This is a genomic window from Rathayibacter sp. AY1A4, from assembly GCF_002930955.1.
In the GTDB taxonomy this organism is placed as follows: Bacteria; Actinomycetota; Actinomycetes; order Actinomycetales; family Microbacteriaceae; genus Rathayibacter.
Genome location: NZ_PSTN01000016.1, coordinates 1 through 19086, shown reverse-complemented (window position 1 = coordinate 19086; position 19086 = coordinate 1). Strand labels below are relative to the sequence as shown.

The window sequence follows — 19086 nt, the reverse complement described above, 5'->3', positions numbered from 1 at the left end:
AGGCCCTCAGCCATGGAGCTGCCGCCAGGTGACGATCTGCTCGCCGCGGAGCTCGTAGCTCCCGAAGCAGCGGAGCCAGTGGCCCTCCCCCGTGTCCGAGCGGAGGTGCAGGGCGTGCTCGGTGAGGACGACGCTGCCGGCGACGGCGATCGTGACGAGGGCGATCCGGATCTCGGTGAACGCCCGGTGGACCTCGTCGCACATCTCGAGGACCCGCGCCCGCCCCGCGATCTCCTGCGAACTCGACGCGCTGTAGACGACCTCCGGATGCAGGAACGGGATGAGCTGGCGGCTGTCGCGAGCGCCCCACACCTCGAGGAAGTCGCGCACGACCAGCTCGTTCTCGATCATCGCGACGCCCCGCACCGACGCGTCCTGCCAGCTCTCGGCCATGGGTCCTCCCGCCGTCCCCGCACCGACACTCGTCGATGGCGACGAGCCTGCCCGAGAGCGCCCCGGGCGCCTACGCGTCGGATGACCCGATCTCCCCGCCGGCGGGCTCACCGCGCGTGGGCCGTCGCCAGCTCGCCCCAGTGCGTCGTCGCCCGGAGCGAGAGGGCGTCGCGCTTCATCGTCCACACCGGCCCCGTGCGGATGCCTGCCAGCCCGAGGCCGACCGCGGACCGGCCGTGGCGCTTCGTCACGGCGTCGATGGTGGCGCCGAGGCCCTTCGTGTCGAAGGCGGTGTCGAAGATCTCGAGCAGTGCGTGGGAGTTCCGAGGCGACAGGTTCGTGAGGATGACGCCGGCCCGCACGTAGCGCGCGCCCTCCCGCAGCCGCGGGCGCAGGGTGCCGATCGCGGCCCTCACCATCGCCACCGGGTCGTCCGTGGGGACGGGGAAGCCGGCCAGGCCGCCGGCGGACTCGTAGGGCGCGTCCGCGAACGGCGACGTCGACGCGAACGCGCTCATCGTCCTGGTGACCGACTCCTGAGCGCGGAGGCGGTGGGCGGCGCGCTGCGCGTAGACGGAGAGCACCTGCTCCATGTCCGCGATCGTCGTCACGGGAGTGGCGAACGACCGGGAGAAGATCAGCTGGTCACGGACGGTGCGAGCGGCCTCGAGGGGGATGCAGTCGACGCCGCGCAGCTCGTAGACGGAGCGCTGCAGGACGACCGAGAACTTCTTGCGGATCAGCGCGGGGTCCGCGTCGCGGAGGTCGCGGACGGTGTGGATGGACAGCTCCGCGAGGCGCTTCCCGGTGCGGCCGGCGACTCCCCACAGCTCGGTGACGTGCTGGGAGGCCATCAGCGCGTCGAGCTGCTCGGGTGTGTACCAGTCGGTGTCGCAGACGCCCCCCAGGCGCGGGTGCTTCTTCGCTCCGCCCTTGTTGACGAACTTCGCGAGCGTCTTGCTCGGGCCGAAGCCGACGCAGACGGGCAGCCCGACGTTCTTCGCGACGGCCGCCCGCATCGCCCGGCCGACCTTCGCCCGCTCCGCCACGTCGCCGTCGACGCCGAGGAAGGACTCGTCGATCGAGTACACCTCCTGCCAGGCGGAGTAGCGGCCCAGCAGCTCCATCACGCGCGCGGACAGCTCGCCGTACAGCTCGTAGTTGCTGGAGCGGGCGATCACGTCCGGGAGGCGACCGGAGCGGATGAGCGGCTCGATCTGGAACCAGGGCGTGCCGTTCTCGATCCCGAGCCTCTTCACCTCGTCGGAGCGGGCGACCACGCAGCCGTCGTTGTTCGAGAGGACGACGACCGGTCGGCCCGCGAGCCTCGGATCGAACAGCCGCTCGCAGGAGACGTAGAACGAGTTCACGTCGACCAGGGCGATGCGCCGCTCAGAGCGCACGGTGCAGCCGGTGGAGGCAGACGGTGACGACGCCCCACACCTGGAGGTCGCTCAGCTCGGCGACGTGGATCGGCGGGTACTCCGGGTTCTCGTCCCGCAGGACCACTCCCCCGGAGTGCAGCTCGAGGCGCTTGACGGTCAGCTCGCCGTCGAGGATCGCGATGACGACGCTCCCGTGCGTCGGCGTGATCGACCGGTCGACCACGAGCTCGTCGCCGTCGCTGATGCCCGCGCCGACCATGCTCTCGCCCGAGACACGGACGATGAACGTCGACGTCTTGTCGCGGATCAGGTGGTCGTTGAGGTCGAGGGACCCGTCGAAGTAGTCCTGCGCCGGCGACGGGAATCCCGCCGCCACGGCCTCGCTGGTGACGAGGAAGGTGACGGCGACGGCGTCCGAGGCCGGAGTCGCGATGCGCTCCACGACAGTCACGCTCATGGTCGGCTCCCTCCTCATCGCATCGAACGTGTGTTCGAACGCGTCCGAGTGTAGGTCGGGGGCACCGACATTCGGGAGGCGCTCGGCGCCGTCCTCGACCGCTCCCGGGGACGATCACCGGCGACGCCGCTGGGCGCCCGGAGGAGTGGCGCGTCGGCCGACGCGAGTCCAGCCTCCCTGGAGCCTTCTCCGGCACGATCCGACCTCATCCCCTCGGAAGGAGCTCCTCTCATGCGCGCATCCCGTCCTCTTCCCGGCGACCCCTGGCCGTCGGAGATGGTCATCACGGTCGAGGACAACCCCGCGGCGCTGCTCGAGCTCCTCTGGATCCGCGAAGCGTGGGGCTTCACTCCGGCGGGCGACGGGCCGCCGCCGCTCGAGCGGTCCCCGGAACGGGTCGGGTCGGCGGAGCCCGGCGCCGACGAGCAGCGCGCCTGGCCTCAGCTGTGGCAGGACTGCGTCGAGCATCTGGCGGTCGAGACCGGCCCGCTCCTCCGGCAGCTCTCCAGCACCTCCGACGGATCGCTCGAGCGCGCACGCCTCCTCGACCTCGCTCGCGGGCCCGGCTGGCGCGAGCGCTTCCGCGACGACTCCCTCGGAGCCCCATTCCGCGCCTGGCACGACGAGCTGCGGTCCGCCCGGATGGACGCGCGGGACGTCCCGCTGGACGCCGCCCCGGAGCGGCGCTGCCTCGGCTCCCTCGTCCCCGCCTGGGAGGCCGGACTGAGGACGGTGGTCACCCTCCCCTGCCGCGGCGAGTACACGCGCGCCGTCTCCGGCTCGGTGCTGCTCCTGACCGACAGCGACCACCGGGACCCGGACCGCTACGCGGCCGCGCTCCGCCGGTTCGCCGACGGCTCGCCGGAGTGACGGGGCACGGATCTCCGGATCGGATGAACGCTCGCGCGCTCCGGACGGTATCCCCCTCCGAGCCGCCGATCTCCGGCGACCGCAAGTCTCGAGGAGTGCACGATGACCAGGAACATCAGAGTCGGTATCGCAGCTGTCGCCGTCGCGGGCGTGATGGCGGTGGCACCCGTGCTCGCCGGAGCGAGCAGCGTCGCTCCCGCCGCGGCGACCAGCGACTCCAGCAGCGCGTCGGACAGGAACCTGATCAACGCGGTCCGCTCCGTGGCGGCGAAGCTGCGGGTCGTCGGACTCTCCGACGGCGGCACGAAGCTCGTGCAGTTCAACCCGACCAAGCCCGGCAAGGTCACCAACCGCGTCGCCGTCAGCGGCCTCACCGGCGGCGACACCGCGCTCATCGGCATCGACTACCGGGTCCAGGACGGCGCCCTCTACGGCGTCGGGGACAACGCGGCGAGCGCCGGCGTCTACTCCATCAACCCGTCCACCGGCGCGGCCACCCAGGTGACCCGTCTCACCGTGGCGCTGAGCGGCACCTCCTTCGGCGTCGACTTCAACCCCGCCGCCAACGCGCTCCGCGTGGTCAGCGACACGGGCCAGAACCTCCGTCAGCCGTTCGCCACCGCGGGCGCCGCGACGGTCGCCGACGGCACGCTCAGCTACGCCGCGCCCGCCGTGGCCACCGGTGTCGCCGGGGCCGCGTACACGAACAACGACCTCGACGCGAACAGCGCGACCACCCTGTTCGTCCTCGACACGGCCCTCGACCAGATCGCGATCCAGTCCCCGGCCAACGCCGGCACCCTGGCGCCGACCGGGAAGCTCGGCCTCGACGCAGCGGGTGCGACCGGCTTCGACATCTACTCCGTCCTCCGCAACGGCAGCTCCATCGGCTCGGTCGGCCTCGCCGCCGTCAACGGGTCGCTCTACGAGATCGGACTGCTGAACGGCACGGCGACTCCGCTCGGCGCCATCGGCGCGAACGTCACGGACATCGCCGTCCCGCTCGTCCAGCGCTGACCCGAAAGGCTCCCGGCGACCGCGCCCCTGCCGACCGACGCTCCCGGTGAGCGCCGGTCGGCAGGACGCCGGTCGGCAGGACGCTCCGGCGGGCCGCCGGGGCCGAGAGCCCTCGTCGGAAAGTTCACTCAGCTATGCATCACCGTTCACCCACCGACGCGGCGATCAGGAGTGAGATGAGCGTGCCCCTTTCCGGGGTCTCACCTCTCAAGGAGTCCACGACGTGACACGACTGTTCCGCTCCGCGAACCGCGGACGCTCCGCTCTGGCCCTCTCGGCCGCTGCTCTGGTCTGCGCCGCCGCCCTGGCCGCACCCGGCGCCGCCACTGCCGTCGGTGCCGCCGACCTCTCCGCCACCGGCGGAGCGGCCCGCATCTCCCCGGTCGACGCCGACCTCTCCGACTCGCTGCGCGCAGCGGTGAAGGAGCAGGACGCGAAGAACGTCATCCTCCTCATCGGGGACGGCATGGGCGATTCGGAGATCACCGTCGCCCGCAACTACCAGTACGGAGCGGCCGGCCGCTTCCCCGGGATCGACGCCCTGCCGATCACCGGCCAGTACACGACCTACTCGCTCTCCCGCGCGGACGACCCGGCGACGGGCGCCGTCAAGGGCGCCCCGGACTACGTGCCCGACTCCGCCGCCACCGGCAGCGCCTGGGCCACCGGCACCAAGACCTACGACAACGCCATCTCGGTCGACATCGACCAGCAGCGCAAGGACACCCTCCTCGAGATCGCGAAGGCGAACGGCCTGAAGACCGGCAACGTCACCACCGCCGAGATCCAGGACGCCACCCCGGCCGTGCAGGCCGCTCACGTCGACGCCCGCAGCTGCTACGGACCCGACAGCGCGAGCTGCGGCGACGACGCGCTGGAGAACGGCGGACTCGGCTCGATCAGCGAGCAGATCCTCGACACCCGCGCCGACCTGACCCTCGGCGGAGGCTCGGCCAGCTTCGCGCAGGTCGCCCGCGCCGGCGACTGGAGCGGCGAGCCGCTGTTCCAGCAGGCCGCGGAGCGCGGCTTCCAGGTGCTCGGGGACGCCACGACTGCCGCCACCGCCGCGCAGCTCGACGCGCTGACCGTCGCCGACCAGGACGCGCCCGTGCTCGGACTGTTCAACTCCGGCAACCTGCCCGTCCGCTACGCGCCCACCCCGGCGACGGTCGGCGGAGCGGACGCCGCCCCGCAGACCTGCGTCGCGAACCCCGACCGTCCGGCCGAGCAGCCGACGCTCCGCTCCATGACCGAGAAGGCGATCGACCTCCTCGACACCGGCGACAAGGGCTTCTTCCTCCAGGTCGAGGGCGCGAGCATCGACAAGCAGGACCACGCCGCGAACGCGTGCGGCCAGATCGGCGAGACCGTCGACCTCGACGAGGCCGTCCAGGCCGCGCTCGCGTTCGCCGAGGCGGACGGGAACACCCTCGTCATCGTCACCGCCGACCACGCCCACTCCAGCCAGATCGTCGACTCGACCCCGCCGACCTCGCTCAGCACCGCGCTGAAGACCGCCGACGGCAGCACCATGAAGGTGTCGTACGGCACCGCCGCCGAGGGCGGATCGCAGCAGCACACCGGAACGCAGCTGCGCATCGCCGCCTACGGGCCGGGCGCGGCGAACGTCGCCGGGCTCACCGACCAGACCGACACGTTCTTCACCATCACGAACGCGCTCGGAGTGGACCGCGACATCCGCTCGATGAGCTTCGGAGCCACCGCCGAGCTCTCCGGCTCGTCGTTCGCCCCCGGAGCCGACGTCACCCTCACCGCGAAGGGCTTCAACGGGGACACGCAGCTGATCGGCTCCGCGCCCCTCTTCACGGACCGCACCGCGACCCGCGACCTCGCCGGCGGCGGCCTCACCGTCACGGCGAAGGCGCCCACCACGCCCGGCGACTACAGCGTCACGGTGACCGGCGACCAGACCGGCAAGGCGATCACCCTGCCGTTCACCGTCACCGAGCGCCCGAAGTCGAGCACCCCCATCACCGACAAGGTCAAGGACCTCGGCGGGAAGCTGATCGACAAGATCCGCCAGCACTGAGCACTCGTCGGCCCGGCTCCTCTGGAGGAGCGCGGGCCGACGGAGTCGCAGGAAGGGCCGTCCCTCGGGGCGGCCCTTCCTCGCGTCCGGAGGGATCGGCACGACCGAGCGGGCCGGGTGAGCCCGCCGTTCGATCAGGACGCGTCGGCTCCCGGCGACTCGCGACGCGGCACGGCCCCCGCGCGATGCACGATCGAGCGGATCAGCGCCTCGAGCAGGAGCGCCGCCCCGGCGAGCGCAACCGAGGCGGCGACCACCGACTCCGTCCAGGGCGTGGTGTCGTACGACTGGTAGCCGACGAGCGCGGGAGCGATCGCGAACGTCGCGACGAGGTAGCCGGGCAGCGTCGATCCGATCAGGAGGACGAAGGACGCGGCGCGGAGGGGCGACGTCCTCGCCATGAGGACCGCGAGCGCGAGAAGAGCGGTGGGCGCGACCAGTCCCAGCACGACCGCCGGGAGCATCGCCTGCAGGATCGTCGGTGCGCCGAGGATCCCGGACAGGACCGCGTGCAGGCCGAGGCAGCCGAACGCCGCGGCGACCACGATCCGCATCACCGCGACCGGGCGCCGCCGTCCCGGACCGACCGCGGCGAGGACGGCGAGAGCGACGAGGAGGTCCCCGATCCCGAGCAGCTGCGCTGCCGATCCGACGTTCTCCCACGGATCGGCGGGCCACGAGTAGTCGTACCGGTGGTCCTCGATCGCCTGCTCGCCCAGGATCGGCCCGGCGACGGCCCAGCGCTGGACGGCTGCGAGCTGCTGCAGCCCGGCCGAGGCGAGCAGCAGGGCGCCGGCCGCGATAATCCCGCTCGAGCCCCGCTCACGGGCTCCGGGACGTCCTGACTCCGCTGCTGTCATGCGGCCACGGCAGGGGCCGGGGCGTCCGGCACGGGTGGCCGGGAGGAGAACGTCTCGCCGCGATCGGTCTGCGCGAGACGCCTGCGCGCGATCCGTCGGGACCGGCCCCGGCACCGGTGGGGGATGCTCCGCGGGCCCGTTCCGAGGCCGACGCATCCTCCGCGCACCGGCCCCTGCCCTGTTGCGGACATGTCCGCTAGAGGCTGTTGTCGGCGGTGGGACCGGGTGCCACTGTTCGGAGACGGCCGCCCACGGTCGACCCGATCGAAGGCTCCAGCATGCGCTCTCCCTCCGCCTCCCGCCCGACCGACCCGGACGCCGGTACGGCCCGCTCGACCCCTGAGCGGAGGACGAGGCCTCGGCCGGCGCTCGGCCTGCTCGCACTGACGGCGACCGTCGCGCTCCTCCTCGGGACCACGGCTCCCCTGTCCGCGGTCGCCGCGGCTCCCGCTGCGACCGGTGTCGTCGGCTGGGGTGACGACTCCAGCGGGCAGGTCGCTGCGCCGGCCGGGCTCACCGACGCGACGGCGATCGCCGCGGGCGGCTCCCACAGCCTCGCCCTGCGCAGCGACGGCACCGTCGCCGCCTGGGGCGAGGACAGCAGCGGGCAGGCCACCGTGCCGACCGGTCTGGACGACGTCGTCGCCGTCGACGCCGGCGTGAACCACAGCCTCGCCCTGCGGAGGGACGGGACCGTCACCGCCTGGGGCGACGACGGCGACGGGCAGGCCACGGTGCCGGACGGGCTCGCCGGCGTCACCGCCATCGCCGCCGGCGGCTACCACAACCTCGCCCTGCACGGGGACGGGACCGTCACCGCCTGGGGATACGACTTCTCCGGACAGGCGACCGTGCCGGACGGGCTCAGCGGAGTCGTCGCCATCGCCGCCGGCCGCTTCCACGACCTCGCGCTGCACCGCGACGGCACCGTCACCGCCTGGGGAGACGACGCCTTCGGGCAGACCGACGTGCCCGCGGGACTCACCGGCGTCACCGCCGTCTCCGCCGGAGCCTCCCACAGCCTCGCGCTGCGCTCGGACGGGACCGTCGTCGCCTGGGGCAGCGACAGCGACGGCCAGTCCGACGTCCCCGACGGCCTCGCGGACGTCACCGCCGTCGCCGCCGGCGGGTACCACAGCCTCGCTGTGCGCCGCGACGGCACCGTCACCGCCTGGGGCTACGACGGCTTCGGCGAGGCCTCCGTGCCGGCGGGACTCACCGGCGCCACCGCCGTGTCCGGCGGCAGCTTCCACAGCCTCGCCCTCGGCGCTCGGCCCGTCTTCACGGCCGACGCCCCTCCGGCGACGGCGCCTCTCGGAACGCCCTTCTCCTACACGTTCGCCACCGGCGGCGCGTCGACGTTCGAGCTCGCCTCCGGGTCCCTTCCGGCCGGCCTGACCCTCACCTCCGCGGGCGTCCTCTCCGGCACCCCGACCGTCGAGGGAGCGTCCTCCTTCAGTGTGTCCGCCCGCACCACCTTCGGCACCACCACCGGCGCGCCCCACACCCTCACCGTCGGACCGGCGGCGACCGCTCCGACCCTCTCGGGGACGGCCGCGGCCGGCGTGGTCGGCTCCGCCTACGACTTCACGTACACGGCGACCGGATCCCCGGCGCCGGTCGTCACCGTCGCGTCGGGCACTCTGCCTCCCGGGCTCGCCCTCGACGGCTCAGGCCGCCTCACCGGCACCCCGACCACCGCGGGGACGTACGGCTTCACCCTCCGCGCGGTGAACCCGGCGGGCACCGTCGAGGCGGCGAGCACGCTGACCGTCTCTCCGCAGAAGGCGACCACGAGGGCCGACCTGCGCGTCGACGTCTCCGCTCCGACCACCGCGGTGAAGGGGAGGACGTTCACGTACACGCTCATCACGAAGAACGCCGGACCCTCCGCGTCGACGTCCGTCTTCTCGAAGGTGGTCCTCCCCCCGACCGTGCAGTTCGTCTCCGCCACGGGCTCGTACAGCCGCATCGGGAGCATCGTGATCTTCCCGCGCTCGAGTCTCGCGAACGGGCGGACCGTCACCGAGAGGATCACCGTCACGGCCACCGGCACCGGCACCGCGACCGCCTTCGCCGCCGCGTTCTCGGTCAGGACGCCGGACCCGTCGATCCGCAGCAACACCGACACCGCCGCGACGACCGTCCGCTGACGGCGGGCGCAGGAGGACGGCGGGCGGGCCTCCGGGATCGCCCGCCGTCTCGATCCGCGGGTACGGATGCATCCGGGGAATTCCCGCCCACCGGCGCCCGACCCGCGGAGGGGCGCGCCTAGAGCACGTCGACGATCGCGGCGAACGTCCGGTCCGGATCTTCGAGCTGCATGTCGTGGTGCACGCCCGAGAGCCGGCGCACCTGCCAGCCCCGCTGCTCGAGCCGCGCGGCCAGGGCGTCCGGCAGCACCGCCGGCGACTGGTCGGAGAGCACGATCGTCGACGGGACCGCCGGCGCCTCGACCGGGACCGGGTGGAAGGCGACGTCCCGGAACACGCCGACAGCCATCCGAGAGTCGAACCGCTTCTTCGCGTCGTCGAGGAGCGCGCGGGTCCGAGGGCTGTAGGCGGCGCGGACCGCGGCGCCCGCCCGCGCCTGTCCGAGCTGGGCGAGGCCGAGCGACAGGAGCGGCACCGCCCAGAACAGCCGTCCGGCGAGGCCGCTCGTCGGCAGCGACAGGGCGAACCCGGGATCGAGGTAGACGGCCCGGCCGGGCGCGAGTCCGGCGACGGCGCGCTGCAGCACCGCGCCGCCGAGCGAGTGGCCGACCACGCTGTCGAGTCCCGCCGGCAGCGACTCGACCAGATCGGCGGCCATGTCGTCGATCCGGTAGGACTCCGCCCGCGGGCTCGCGCCGTGCCCGCGCAGATCGACGGCCGTGACCGTGTAGCGGCCGGTCGCGACGAGCCGCTCGACGAACGGCCCCCAGGTCGTCGCCGACGCGCCGAGGCCGTGCACCAGCCCGACGTGTCGCGGTCCGGATCCGGTGGTGATCGTCTGCAGGAGCATCCCCTGATCCTGCCCGAGACGGCGGTGCCGAGTGCAGGGAGAGACGAGGCCGACCGGGACCGCGGGCCGGGCCGACGGGGACGCTCGAGCGCCTCCGCTCACTCGTCGTCGTCGACGAACGGTGGGAACGGTCCGATGTCGCCGGTGCGGAGGTTCCCGTAGTAGCTCGGCACCCAGGCCTCCTCGGGGACCCGCCCGACCACCGGCGACACGATGACGACGTGATCGAGGAACTCCTGCTCCCACACGAGGCAGTCCCGGTAGATGTGCCCGCGCAGCGGCCCGTCCACATCACGGGCCGGCAGCTCCCTCGCGTGGACGGGGAGGAAGAGCGCGTTGACCGGCGTCATCGTGATCGTGTGGTCGATGTGGGGCTGCTCCGCCTCGACCTTGTCGAGCATCGCGTCGACGAGCTGCTGAACGCCGTTGCTCACCGTGTCCTCGCTTCCTCGTCCGGGGCCCTCCGCGTCCGCGAGGCCGGCTCGCGACGACCGTACCCATCCCGCGCCGCCCGGCTGAAGCCCGTGGCGCAAGCATCGGGGGCCGCGTCGCGAACCGCTCGGACGGCGTCGACGGGCGACCGGAGGACCGGGCCGGTCGACTGCGCACCCAGCGCCGATCCTCCTTCGGAATGCCCACCGGACAGGGGCCTCCACAGGGGGTCCGCCCGGGTGCGGTCCGGGCCTACGCTCGCCCCATGCATCTCCGCACTGTCGCGATGAGGCCTGGCGCCGCCGCTCTCGGGCCGGTCGGCGCGCCCCCACGGACCGCGCTGGACGACGTGCTCGCCCACCTGGTCGCGGCGCTCGCGATCGGATCCGGCCTGCTGCTGGTGCCGGCGGGCGTCGGCGGAGTGCCGCTCCTCGCCACCGGATCGACCGGAGCGAGCGCCTTCGAGGCGTGGGCGCTGATCCGGACGACGGTGGCCCTGCAGATCGGCATCGCCGTGCTCGCGATCGGGCTCGGCGCCGTGGCGCGGACGCGCGGAGCCGCAGGGACACGAGCGGAGCGCTGGTGCGTGGTGGCCGCGGTGAGCGCCGCGATCGGCGTGGTCCTGCTGGTCGTGCCGCCGGTCTGAGGAGCCTCCGGAGAGCGACGACCACCGGCCCGTCGGAATCGCCGCGCCCGGCCGTGACCGAACCGTCACCTCGCGCCGCGCGGCGTGATCGGATCGTTGCAGGATCCGGCACAGGCTGAGGTTCCGCATAGGACACACTCGGCCACAGGGGGCGATCGTCCCCCGCTCATGGGGAAGCCGACCGCGATCAGCGGCTCGGAGAAAGCAGGAATCGTGCGTTCTGCGCGACGACGCCACGGCGTCACCATCATCACCACTGCGGCACTGCTGGGGGCGCTCGCGTTCCCGTCCGTCGCCCTGGCCACCGAGGTCGTCCCTGACGCCGCCTCGAGCCCCGCACCGGCCGAGCCGGCTCCCACCGCGGAGCCCACCGCCACTCCGGAGCCGACCGCGACTCCGGAGCCGACTCCGACCCCGGCGCCCACTCCGGCTCCGACCACCGCGCCCGTCGAGAGCGCGCAGTCGCCCCTGGCGATCGCCCTCGACCGCACCACCTACGAAGCGGGCTCGGCGTTCTCCGCGATCCCGTCGGCGGAGGGCTGGGCCGGCGGCCTGGACGTGTCCGGGACCGGTTTCCAGCCCGGCACCGTCGCCGTCGTCGTGCTCCGCGACGGCGACTCGGAGGAGGCCGTCACCACCAGCGTGATCACCGCCTCCGGCGAGCTCCGCCTCCGGGACTGGCTCCCCACCGACGCGGACGGCGTCGCGGTGGACCCCCATCTCCCGCTCCCCGGCGAGACGATCTCCGTCATCGCGGAGGGACTCGACGCCTCCGGCGCCCGTGTCGCCTCCGATGCCGTCGAGCTGACCGTGACGCAGCCCGACACGAGCGTCGTCTTCCAGAACCGGGAGGACGGCGGGGTGCTCCCGGCCGGTGCGGACATCCAGGTCGGAGAGTTCCGGATCCACGGCGTCGTCGCCTCGTTCCGCGGATTCGACCGCGGCGAGGACGTGTCCGTCACGCTCACCGCGCCCGACGGCAGCACCTCCGCCCTCGTGCCCCCCGCGCCGACCCCGCTCTCGGGCGAGGCCTTCGTCCTGCTCGACGCCGACACCATGGCGGACCAGCTGGGCACCTTCTCCGTGACCGCCACGGGAGAGACCAGCGGACGCTCCGTGACGTCGTCGCTCGAGCAGGTTCCCTCGCGCACCGCGATCCAGATCTGGCCCCAGGGGGCTTCGCCCGAGCCCGCCCCGGCGGACGGACAGCCCACCAGCGGTGGCGCTCTCCTCGGCTTCGGCGCGGACGAGACCGTCTCGATCGGCGTCTTCTCGACCTCGGGTGCGCGCCAGACGCTCACGGGCGGCGGCTCGAGCCTCGAGGTCGGCGTCGACGCGCTCGGCTGGAGCCTGATCTCCCTCGGCGAGTACCCGCTGCAGGACCCGGCGAGCGAGATCTACTGCGTCATCGCCCGCGGCACGTCGAGCGGTCTCGTGGCGAGCACCTCCTACGACTACACGCTGACGGAGGAGGACCCGATCGTCGGAGAGGCCGACTGCTCCGCCGCGGTCGCCGCCGTCACGGCGCACCCTGCCGGCGCCGGGCCCGCAGTGCACCCGGCCGGCTCCGGACCCGCTGCGCAGACGGGCGGCCACCGCCCTGTCCTCGCCTCGACCGGCGTCTCGACGACCGCGCCGCTCGCCCTGGCCGCCTTCGGCATCCTCGGTGGCCTCGCCCTGACGGTGCGCCGCCGCCGCGCGTAGACGGCCGCGCACCGCGCACGACGAAGGCGCCCGGGCACACCGCCCGGGCGCCTTCGTCGTCGCGAGACCCGTCGGGTCAGTCGGACGGCACCGCGCAGGTCTCCTCCGCCGCGGTCTGGCCAGGAGCGTCGACGGCGACGGGAGCGGGATCCGTCGGAGCCGAGCCGCCGTCCGCGGGCGCCTCCTCCGCGGGCGCCTCCTCCGCGGGCGCCTCCTCCGCCGGAGCGTCGGATGCGAGGGTCACCGGCTGGTCGTTCAGGACGCGGTTCATCAGCTCGGCCCCGACCTCGGCGTTCGGCACGACCTTGCCCGGATAGTCCGGGTCGTCGAGCGCCGGGTACTGCACGAACACCATCTTCGAGAGGTCGACGTCCTTCAGTGCGAGGGCGAGCGAGATCATCGTCGCCGGGCTCGTGAGCGACGTCGACAGGTGCACGTTCGACGAGGTCGCCTGCGCGAGTCCGTAGAGGGCGGGGATGTTCGAGAGGGTGTCGGCCGAGCGGACGGTGCGCATCAGGGAGGCCAGGTACTGCTGCTGCGACGAGATGCGGCTGAGGTCGCTCTGGTCGCCGACGCCGTGGCGGCTGCGGAGGAACGAGAGGGCCATCGACCCGGAGACGGTGGAGGTGCCGGCGGGCAGGTCGAGGCCCGAGTCGGTGTCGAGGATCGGACCCGTGAGGCAGATCGGGACGCCGCCGACGGCGTTGCTCATCTCGATGACGCCGTTGAAGGACACCCAGCCGGCGTAGGGCACCGTCAGGCCGGTGAACTGCTGCAGGGTGTCGTTGACGCAGGCGAGCCCGCCGTACTGGAACGCGGAGTTGAGCGGGACGCCGGCGGCGGCCTCGGTGACGACGCCCGTCTCGGGGTCGGTGCAGGCGGGACGGTCCAGGATCAGGTCGCGCGGGAAGCTGATCACCGTCGCGCTGCGGTGGTCGGCCGAGACGTGGAGCAGGATGTTCACATCGTTCAGCGTGTCGTCGCGGACGCCGAAGGAGTCGCCCTGCGTGGCGTCGTTGTCGGTGCCGACCACCAGGACGTCGAAGCCGCCCTCGACCGCGCCCATCTGCACGTTCCCGGCGGTGGGAGGAGCGACGCCCAGATCGACCGCGTTGTCGGCGACGTTCCGGCTGATGCTCACCGTCGCGATCGCCACGAGCGAGGTGGCGCTGACGGCGAGGACGCCGACCACCGCCGCGATCCCGACCACCACTGTCCGCACCCCGGACCGCCGCCGGAGCCGCCCGTGCCGCACCGCGCGCTCGTGAACCCTCATGCGCTCCCACCCCTCGCCCCGCCCGCCCGTTCGCGGACGCAGTCGCTCGCCAGTGTAGGCAGGCCCCCTCCGATGCGGCGCGGAACGGCCCTGCTACCGTCGTGCGCGCATCGAGGAGCGGAGGAGGAGCCGTGGAACGCCGAGTCGTCGATCCCGTCACGCAGATCGAGTGGATCGTCCCGCCGTTCGCGACCGAGGAGGACACCCTCGCCCGCGCGCGGGCCGATCGGGAGGGGCGGCTCGCCGACCTCCGCCTGTACCCGGACCACTGCGCGGAGTATCCGCTCTGGGCGGTCGACGGCCCGATCGACGATCCGGGTGCGATCGGCGTCCCGGAGGCCCTGCACGGACCACTGCTCCGCTGGCAGGAGCTCTGGGCGTCCGGATGCGACGTGTTCGAGGGCTGGAGGAGCGCCGAGGCGGAGGAGCGCTGGCTCGCCCTCGGCCGGGAGCTGCACACCGAGCTCGAGGCCGCCCTCTGGCTGACGACCCGGGTGCTCGCCTGCTTCTGAGGGCTGCTGCCCGGGCATCCGCGCAGAAGCCGCCGGCGCAACCCGTCCCCGGACCGGCCCCCGCGTGCCTACCCTGGACGGTGCGCTCTCCTCGTCTTCTGCAGCAGGTCGTCGGCAAGCTCGGCGGGCAGCGGCCCGCGGCCCCGGTGAGCCGTCGAGCGCAGCGCGCGCTCCTCGCCGAGCAGACGATCCGCGGAGTGCTCGAGCTGGCCGTGCGGCTGGGCGAGACGCTGCTCTCGCTGGGGTCCGCGGCCGCCGAGGTGACCGAGACGATCCAGCGGGTGTGCCGCGCCTACGGCATCGAGTGCCAGGTCGACCTCACCTTCACGTCGATCCTGGTCGTGCACGACGGAGGCGACGACTCCCCCAGCGTGAGCGTGCTGCGCGTCGTCCCCTCCCGCAGCGCCGACTACGAGCGGCTCGCCCGCGTGACGGCGCTCGTCACCGCCATCACCGAGGGCTCGCCGGAGGTGCGCGTCGCCGACGCCGTCGACTCCGCCGAGGCCCGCGAGGAGGCCCGCCACCAGTTCGAGGCCGCGCACGATCGGCTCGACGCGATCCTCGTCCAGCCGCACCGCTACCGCCGCGGAGTCGTCACCCTCACGCTCGCGCTGATGGCCGCGGGCGTCGCGCTCCTGCTCGGGGGCGGCCCGCTCGTCGTGCTCCTCGCCGCCGCGACGGCCGCCGCGATCGACCTGGTCAACCAGCTGCTCGCCCGCTGGGGCCTGCCCGCCTTCTTCCAGCAGATCGCCGGCGCCGCGCTGGCGACCGGAGTGGCGGTGGTGCTGCTCGCGGTCGTGCCGCGGCTGCCCGTGGAGCTGGCGGTGCTGCCGCCCGCGCTCGTCGTCGCGTCGGGGGTGGTCGTGCTCCTCGCCGGGCTCTCGTTCGTGGGAGCGGCGGACGACGCGATCAACGGGTTCCCGATCACCGCGGGCGGCCGGCTGCTCGAGGTCGGGCTGCTGACGCTGGGCATCGTCGTCGGCATCGCCGTGGTGCTCGACGGCGCGCGCTCGCTCGGGGTCGAGCTGGTGCTGGTCGACTCCTACGCCCGCCCCTGGCCGGCCGCCGTGCAGGTGCTCGGCGCCGGGGTCGCGGCCGGCGCCTGGGCGCTCTCGTCGCACACCCCGCCGCGGCCCGCGCTCATCGCCGCCCTCACCGGAGCCGGCGCGTTCCTCGTCTCCGACTCGCTGACCACCTCGGGCTTCGCGCCGCTCATGGCCAACGCCCTCCCGGCGCTGGCGATCGGCCTGCTCGGCGAGATGCTGGCCGAGCGGATGCGGGTGCCCGCCGTGGTGACGACCGCGTGCGCGATCGTCCCCCTCCTGCCCGGCCTCACCCTCTACCGCGGCGTCCTCGGCCTCACCTCGAACGCCGGCCCGAGCGCCGGGATCGAGCTCCTGCTCCAGGCGGGCATGATCGCGCTGGGCCTCGCCGGCGGAGTCACGCTCGGCCGGATCGCCTACCGCCGCCTGCGCACCCCGATCGTGCGCGCGGTGGCGCCGGTCCGCGCCCGGACCCGCCGGGACCGCGGGATCGAGCAGGCCCTCGCCGCCGACGTCCTCTATCCCGACGGCGCCGAGGCCGGGCAGGCGGACACCGCGCAGGTCGTCACGGCGCCGAGCAGCGGATCCGGCCTCACGGCGTCCGACCCGTCGGCGCCGGCCGCGGTCGACCCCGCGCCGCTGCCCGATGAGCCGGCGCCGGCCGCCGAGGAGCCGTTCACCCGCACCGGGATCGTCCCGATCGTCAGCACGATCGGCGTGACGGAGCCGGTGCCGATCGTCACCGGGGAGGATCCGGCCGACCGGGGCTGACGACAGGGCCTGCTCCCGCGGTCGGCTCCTCGCCGCAGAGGCAGGCGCCGCGCCGGTCAGTCCGCGCCGCCCCGCACGACCGCGGTCCGGCGGGTGTCGATCACGATCACCGAGCCGAGCACGATCAGGGCGAGCGACACCGAGGCGAGCGTGTCGGTCAACCAGTGGTAGCCGAGGTAGAGCCGGGCGACGATCTGGCCGGCGATCATCCCGAGCGAGAGCGCGAAGCCCCCGATCATCCAGCTCCGGGAGGAGCGGCGGGAGGCGAGGAGGAACGTGGTGATCAGGAAGAAGTCGCTCACGCCGGTGACGTGGCCGGAGGGGAACGAGAACGTGCCGTCGGGCCCGAGCAGCATGTACTCGACCGGCGGGCGCATCCGCATCACGAGGTGAGCGGCCAGCTGCACGCTGAGCATCCCGACGAGCATGCCGCCGGCCAGGAGGATCGGCCGCCAGAGGTGGCGGGCGAGGACGAACCAGAGCACGAGCACCGCCAGGATGATGACCGGCAGGTAGACCGGCCCGAAGACGGTGGCGAGCGCGTCCATCACGACCGTGCCCTCGGCGGAGCGCTTCTCGCGGAACCACTCGGCGACGACCGGATCGAGGACGGTGAGGCCGGTGCCGCTCGCGACCTGCGCGGTGAAGGCCGCGAAGAGGACGACGCCGACACCGATGAGGCCGAAGCCGGCCCGGTCGAGGCCGCGGCGCTCCTCCAGGGCCATCACGCGCTCCTCCACGAGGAACCGCTGGTGGAAGCGGGCGCGGCGCGAGAGGGCGGGGGCGGTCATCCGCTCACCCTAGGGCTGCGGAGGCGCCGCCGACCGGGCCTTTCGCTCAGCGTCCTGCCGCGTAGTGCGTCTGGATCTGCTCCGGCGTGAGGACCGTCGAGTACACCGCGGCGTAGCGCAGGCTCCCGCCGAAGTACGAGGAGCCGACGTTCGGCCACTGGCCGCCCAGGCTGTCGTATCCGATCTTCCAGGTGCCCGTCGTGTTCTCGGCCGTGCGGTACGTGCTGTTCGAGGCGACCTTCACGCCGTCGACCCAGAGCGCGATGCCCGCCGTCGGCGAGAGCGTGGAGACGACGTGGTGCCAGAGCCCGTCGTTGACGGCTCGGGTGCTCGTGATGGTCTGCGCGGCGCCGTTGTAGACGCCGAAGACGAGCTTGCCGTCGGCGCCGATGTAGGTGTGGCGGTCGTACTGGCCGCCGGGAGCGGTGGCGCCTGCGCTGAAGCTGAAGAGCTTGCCGCCGGCGTTCGTGGTCTTGAACCAGATCTCGGTGCTGAAGGTGCCGGGGTTCCTGATCTCCAGCGGCGTGCTCAGGTACTGGTTGGTGCCGTTCGGCGTCCACGAGCCGCCCGCGTCGCGCGGGCAGGCCTTGGGCGTCGCGGCGGAGCTGACCATCGCGGTCGGGAAGAGGCTGGTGGAGCGGTAGGTGCCCGGGTACTGGCCGGAGTCCGTGTCGGGCGCGGTCGTCGATCCGCTCGGCTGCGCGAGCGTGTAGGCGAAGAGCGCGGCCCCGCGGTCGGCGGCGAGGGCGCCGTCGCAGGTGAAGAACGCGGCGGCGCTGCCGACCGTGTTGGTCGAGTTCAGGATCGACGCGGTGTACGCGCCGGAGGTGGCGGGGGCGGTGAGCAGCACGGCGGCCAGGGCGGCGGCGGCGAGGGCGGCGACGACAGACCTCGGGCGGGCGAGGAGGGTGCGCAGCCGCGCGGCCGGCGAGGCGGCGGAGAGGCGGTGCCGGCTCATGCCGTCTCCTCCTCGCGGGCGGCGCGGCGGCCGCGCTCGGCGGTCCGCTCCGGCTCGCCGGGGAGGCCGACGAAGACCGTGTAGAGCACCGGGATCGCGCAGAGCAGGACGAAGAGGACCCAGCCCCAGAACGGCAGGTGCAGAGCGGAGGAGAGGGCGTAGGCGTCTCCGTCGTGCGCCGGGATCTGCAGGCGGCCGACCTGTCCGGAGACCAGGTCGACGGGGTCGGCGCCCTCGGCGCTCACGCGGATGGGGAGGACGCCCGTCGAGACGAGCGTGGCGTTCGTCGTGCCGCTGTCGACCGTGGCCTCGAGGACGACGATGCCGACCAGCGGGCGGAGCACGAAGACGGTGACGGACGCGACGAGCGAGAGGCCGAGGATCCGCATCGACGCCCGCTGGGTGGGCGAGGCGATGAAGCGGGTGAGCAGCTGCACGAGGACGGCGCCGATGATCAGCAGCGGCAGGCCGCGCACGAGCCAGCCGAGCACCGGCAGCGCCGTGGTGACGACTCCGATGAGCTGGTCCTGGCCGGTGGCCCACGGATCGACGGCTCCGTTGATGTCGCCCTGGGTGCGGAGCGTGCCGTCGTCCGCGATCTCGACGACCCGGTGGGTGTAGGTCTCGTCGGGCGTGGTGGTGGGGTGGAAGCTGACCGCGTCGCCGACCCGGACGTCCTCGAGGGCCGTCGGCTCGGTGAGGACGAGGGTGCCGACCGGGGCGGCCGTGCCCATGGAGGGCGTCTGCACGATGAACCAGCGTCCGCCGGACGCGTGGAACAGGAGCGCCGCCGCGACCAGGACGGCCAGCAGAGCGGTCGTCGTCCCGATCCGGGTGCTGAGCGAGGTCGGCGGGGTCGAGTCGACGATCTGGCTGGAGTGGGCGTGGTCGGCGGTGACGATGACGAGGGTGTTCCCG

General features: G+C 73.5%; 18 protein-coding genes. 8 read left to right on the top strand and 10 right to left on the bottom strand.

Annotated elements, in window-relative coordinates:
• Window positions 1-6 precede the first annotated feature (6 nt).
• The 3 genes from C5B92_RS10670 to C5B92_RS10660 form a co-directional block, all read right to left on the bottom strand.
• A complete protein-coding gene (locus C5B92_RS10670; RefSeq protein WP_104255920.1) occupies window positions 7-393 on the bottom strand; it encodes a nuclear transport factor 2 family protein in 387 nt (128 codons plus the stop codon).
• Window positions 394-500: 107 nt separating this feature from the next.
• Window positions 501-1796, bottom strand: coding sequence for a Y-family DNA polymerase (locus tag C5B92_RS10665; protein ID WP_104255921.1), 1296 nt, complete (start codon window positions 1794-1796; stop codon window positions 501-503).
• Window positions 1786-2235 carry a LexA family transcriptional regulator gene (locus tag C5B92_RS10660; protein ID WP_104255922.1) on the bottom strand — a complete coding sequence of 150 codons (450 nt, stop codon included), beginning with the start codon at window positions 2233-2235 and terminating at the stop codon, window positions 1786-1788. Before C5B92_RS10660 ends, C5B92_RS10665 begins: the two co-directional genes overlap by 11 nt.
• Before the next feature lie 231 nt (window positions 2236-2466).
• Between C5B92_RS10660 and C5B92_RS10655 the strand changes: the two genes are divergently transcribed.
• The 3 genes from C5B92_RS10655 (at window position 2467) to phoA (ending at window position 6172) form a co-directional block, all read left to right on the top strand.
• Complete coding sequence (locus tag C5B92_RS10655) at window positions 2467-3105, top strand: hypothetical protein (protein ID WP_104255923.1); 639 nt, start codon at window positions 2467-2469, stop codon at window positions 3103-3105.
• A gap of 102 nt (window positions 3106-3207) precedes the next feature.
• Window positions 3208-4122: a DUF4394 domain-containing protein gene (locus C5B92_RS10650; protein WP_219812916.1), complete on the top strand. Its 915-nt coding sequence runs from the start codon at window positions 3208-3210 to the stop codon at window positions 4120-4122.
• A 223-nt stretch (window positions 4123-4345) separates the two neighbouring features.
• Window positions 4346-6172, top strand: a complete 1827-nt coding sequence (gene phoA / locus C5B92_RS10645) for an alkaline phosphatase (RefSeq protein WP_258061344.1) — start codon at window positions 4346-4348, stop codon at window positions 6170-6172.
• A 134-nt stretch (window positions 6173-6306) separates the two neighbouring features.
• Here the strand turns inward: phoA and C5B92_RS10640 are convergent, their stop codons facing one another.
• On the bottom strand, window positions 6307-7032 hold the full coding sequence (locus C5B92_RS10640) for a hypothetical protein (RefSeq protein ID WP_104255924.1): 726 nt from the start codon (window positions 7030-7032) through the stop codon (window positions 6307-6309).
• A gap of 278 nt (window positions 7033-7310) precedes the next feature.
• Here C5B92_RS10640 and C5B92_RS16915 point away from each other — a divergent pair, with 278 nt between their 5' ends.
• Entirely contained in the window at window positions 7311-9185 is a 1875-nt protein-coding gene (locus C5B92_RS16915) for a DUF11 domain-containing protein (protein WP_146079293.1), read from the top strand.
• 118 nt (window positions 9186-9303) lie between these two features.
• Here the strand turns inward: C5B92_RS16915 and C5B92_RS10630 are convergent, their stop codons facing one another.
• A complete protein-coding gene (locus C5B92_RS10630; RefSeq protein WP_104255925.1) occupies window positions 9304-10035 on the bottom strand; it encodes an alpha/beta fold hydrolase in 732 nt (243 codons plus the stop codon).
• Window positions 10036-10133: 98 nt separating this feature from the next.
• Window positions 10134-10469 carry a hypothetical protein gene (locus C5B92_RS10625; protein WP_104255926.1) on the bottom strand — a complete coding sequence of 112 codons (336 nt, stop codon included), beginning with the start codon at window positions 10467-10469 and terminating at the stop codon, window positions 10134-10136.
• A gap of 263 nt (window positions 10470-10732) precedes the next feature.
• Between C5B92_RS10625 and C5B92_RS10620 the strand changes: the two genes are divergently transcribed.
• Both C5B92_RS10620 and C5B92_RS17325 read left to right on the top strand, forming a co-directional pair.
• Window positions 10733-11113, top strand: coding sequence for a hypothetical protein (locus C5B92_RS10620; RefSeq protein ID WP_146078433.1), 381 nt, complete (start codon window positions 10733-10735; stop codon window positions 11111-11113).
• Between the two features lie 213 nt (window positions 11114-11326).
• A complete protein-coding gene (locus C5B92_RS17325) occupies window positions 11327-12817 on the top strand; it encodes a hypothetical protein (RefSeq protein ID WP_181028803.1) in 1491 nt (496 codons plus the stop codon).
• Window positions 12818-12893: 76 nt separating this feature from the next.
• Here C5B92_RS17325 and C5B92_RS10610 read toward each other — a convergent pair whose 3' ends face one another.
• Window positions 12894-14093 (bottom strand): LCP family protein, encoded by a 1200-nt coding sequence (locus C5B92_RS10610; protein WP_104274396.1) that lies wholly within the window; start codon window positions 14091-14093, stop codon window positions 12894-12896.
• Between the two features lie 131 nt (window positions 14094-14224).
• On the opposite strand from C5B92_RS10610, the gene C5B92_RS17320 reads away from it, so the two are divergent.
• Window positions 14225-14605 (top strand): hypothetical protein, encoded by a 381-nt coding sequence (locus C5B92_RS17320; RefSeq protein WP_104324363.1) that lies wholly within the window; start codon window positions 14225-14227, stop codon window positions 14603-14605.
• Between the two features lie 80 nt (window positions 14606-14685).
• Window positions 14686-16419: a threonine/serine exporter ThrE family protein gene (locus tag C5B92_RS10605; RefSeq protein ID WP_181028802.1), complete on the top strand. Its 1734-nt coding sequence runs from the start codon at window positions 14686-14688 to the stop codon at window positions 16417-16419.
• A gap of 56 nt (window positions 16420-16475) precedes the next feature.
• On the opposite strand, the gene C5B92_RS10600 is transcribed toward C5B92_RS10605, so the two are convergent.
• From C5B92_RS10600 to C5B92_RS17315, 3 genes are all read right to left on the bottom strand, one after another.
• The gene (locus tag C5B92_RS10600; RefSeq protein WP_104255932.1) at window positions 16476-17210 is read right to left on the bottom strand and encodes a phosphatase PAP2 family protein; all 735 of its coding nucleotides are present in this window, start codon (window positions 17208-17210) and stop codon (window positions 16476-16478) included.
• Between the two features lie 46 nt (window positions 17211-17256).
• Complete coding sequence (locus C5B92_RS10595; protein ID WP_104247132.1) at window positions 17257-18168, bottom strand: LamG domain-containing protein; 912 nt, start codon at window positions 18166-18168, stop codon at window positions 17257-17259.
• Window positions 18165-19086, bottom strand: a 922-nt coding sequence (locus C5B92_RS17315; protein ID WP_104350366.1) for a S26 family signal peptidase, incomplete at its 5' end; no start/stop codon positions are given. The genes C5B92_RS17315 and C5B92_RS10595, both read right to left, overlap by 4 nt.

Bases quoted from the DNA above. Each gene is read 5' to 3' on its own strand.
- C5B92_RS10670 (WP_104255920.1), bottom strand. From the start codon at position 393: ATGGCCGAGAGCTGGCAGGACGCGTCGGTGCGGGGCGTCGCGATGATC.
- C5B92_RS10660 (WP_104255922.1), bottom strand. From the start codon at position 2,235: ATGAGCGTGACTGTCGTGGAGCGCATCGCGACTCCGGCCTCGGACGCC.
- C5B92_RS10655 (WP_104255923.1), top strand. From the start codon at position 2,467: ATGCGCGCATCCCGTCCTCTTCCCGGCGACCCCTGGCCGTCGGAGATG.
- C5B92_RS10650 (WP_219812916.1), top strand. From the start codon at position 3,208: ATGACCAGGAACATCAGAGTCGGTATCGCAGCTGTCGCCGTCGCGGGC.
- C5B92_RS10640 (WP_104255924.1), bottom strand. From the start codon at position 7,032: ATGACAGCAGCGGAGTCAGGACGTCCCGGAGCCCGTGAGCGGGGCTCG.
- C5B92_RS16915 (WP_146079293.1), top strand. From the start codon at position 7,311: ATGCGCTCTCCCTCCGCCTCCCGCCCGACCGACCCGGACGCCGGTACG.
- C5B92_RS10630 (WP_104255925.1), bottom strand. From the start codon at position 10,035: ATGCTCCTGCAGACGATCACCACCGGATCCGGACCGCGACACGTCGGG.
- C5B92_RS10620 (WP_146078433.1), top strand. From the start codon at position 10,733: ATGCATCTCCGCACTGTCGCGATGAGGCCTGGCGCCGCCGCTCTCGGG.
- C5B92_RS10610 (WP_104274396.1), bottom strand. From the start codon at position 14,093: ATGAGGGTTCACGAGCGCGCGGTGCGGCACGGGCGGCTCCGGCGGCGG.
- C5B92_RS10600 (WP_104255932.1), bottom strand. From the start codon at position 17,210: ATGACCGCCCCCGCCCTCTCGCGCCGCGCCCGCTTCCACCAGCGGTTC.
- C5B92_RS10595 (WP_104247132.1), bottom strand. From the start codon at position 18,168: ATGAGCCGGCACCGCCTCTCCGCCGCCTCGCCGGCCGCGCGGCTGCGC.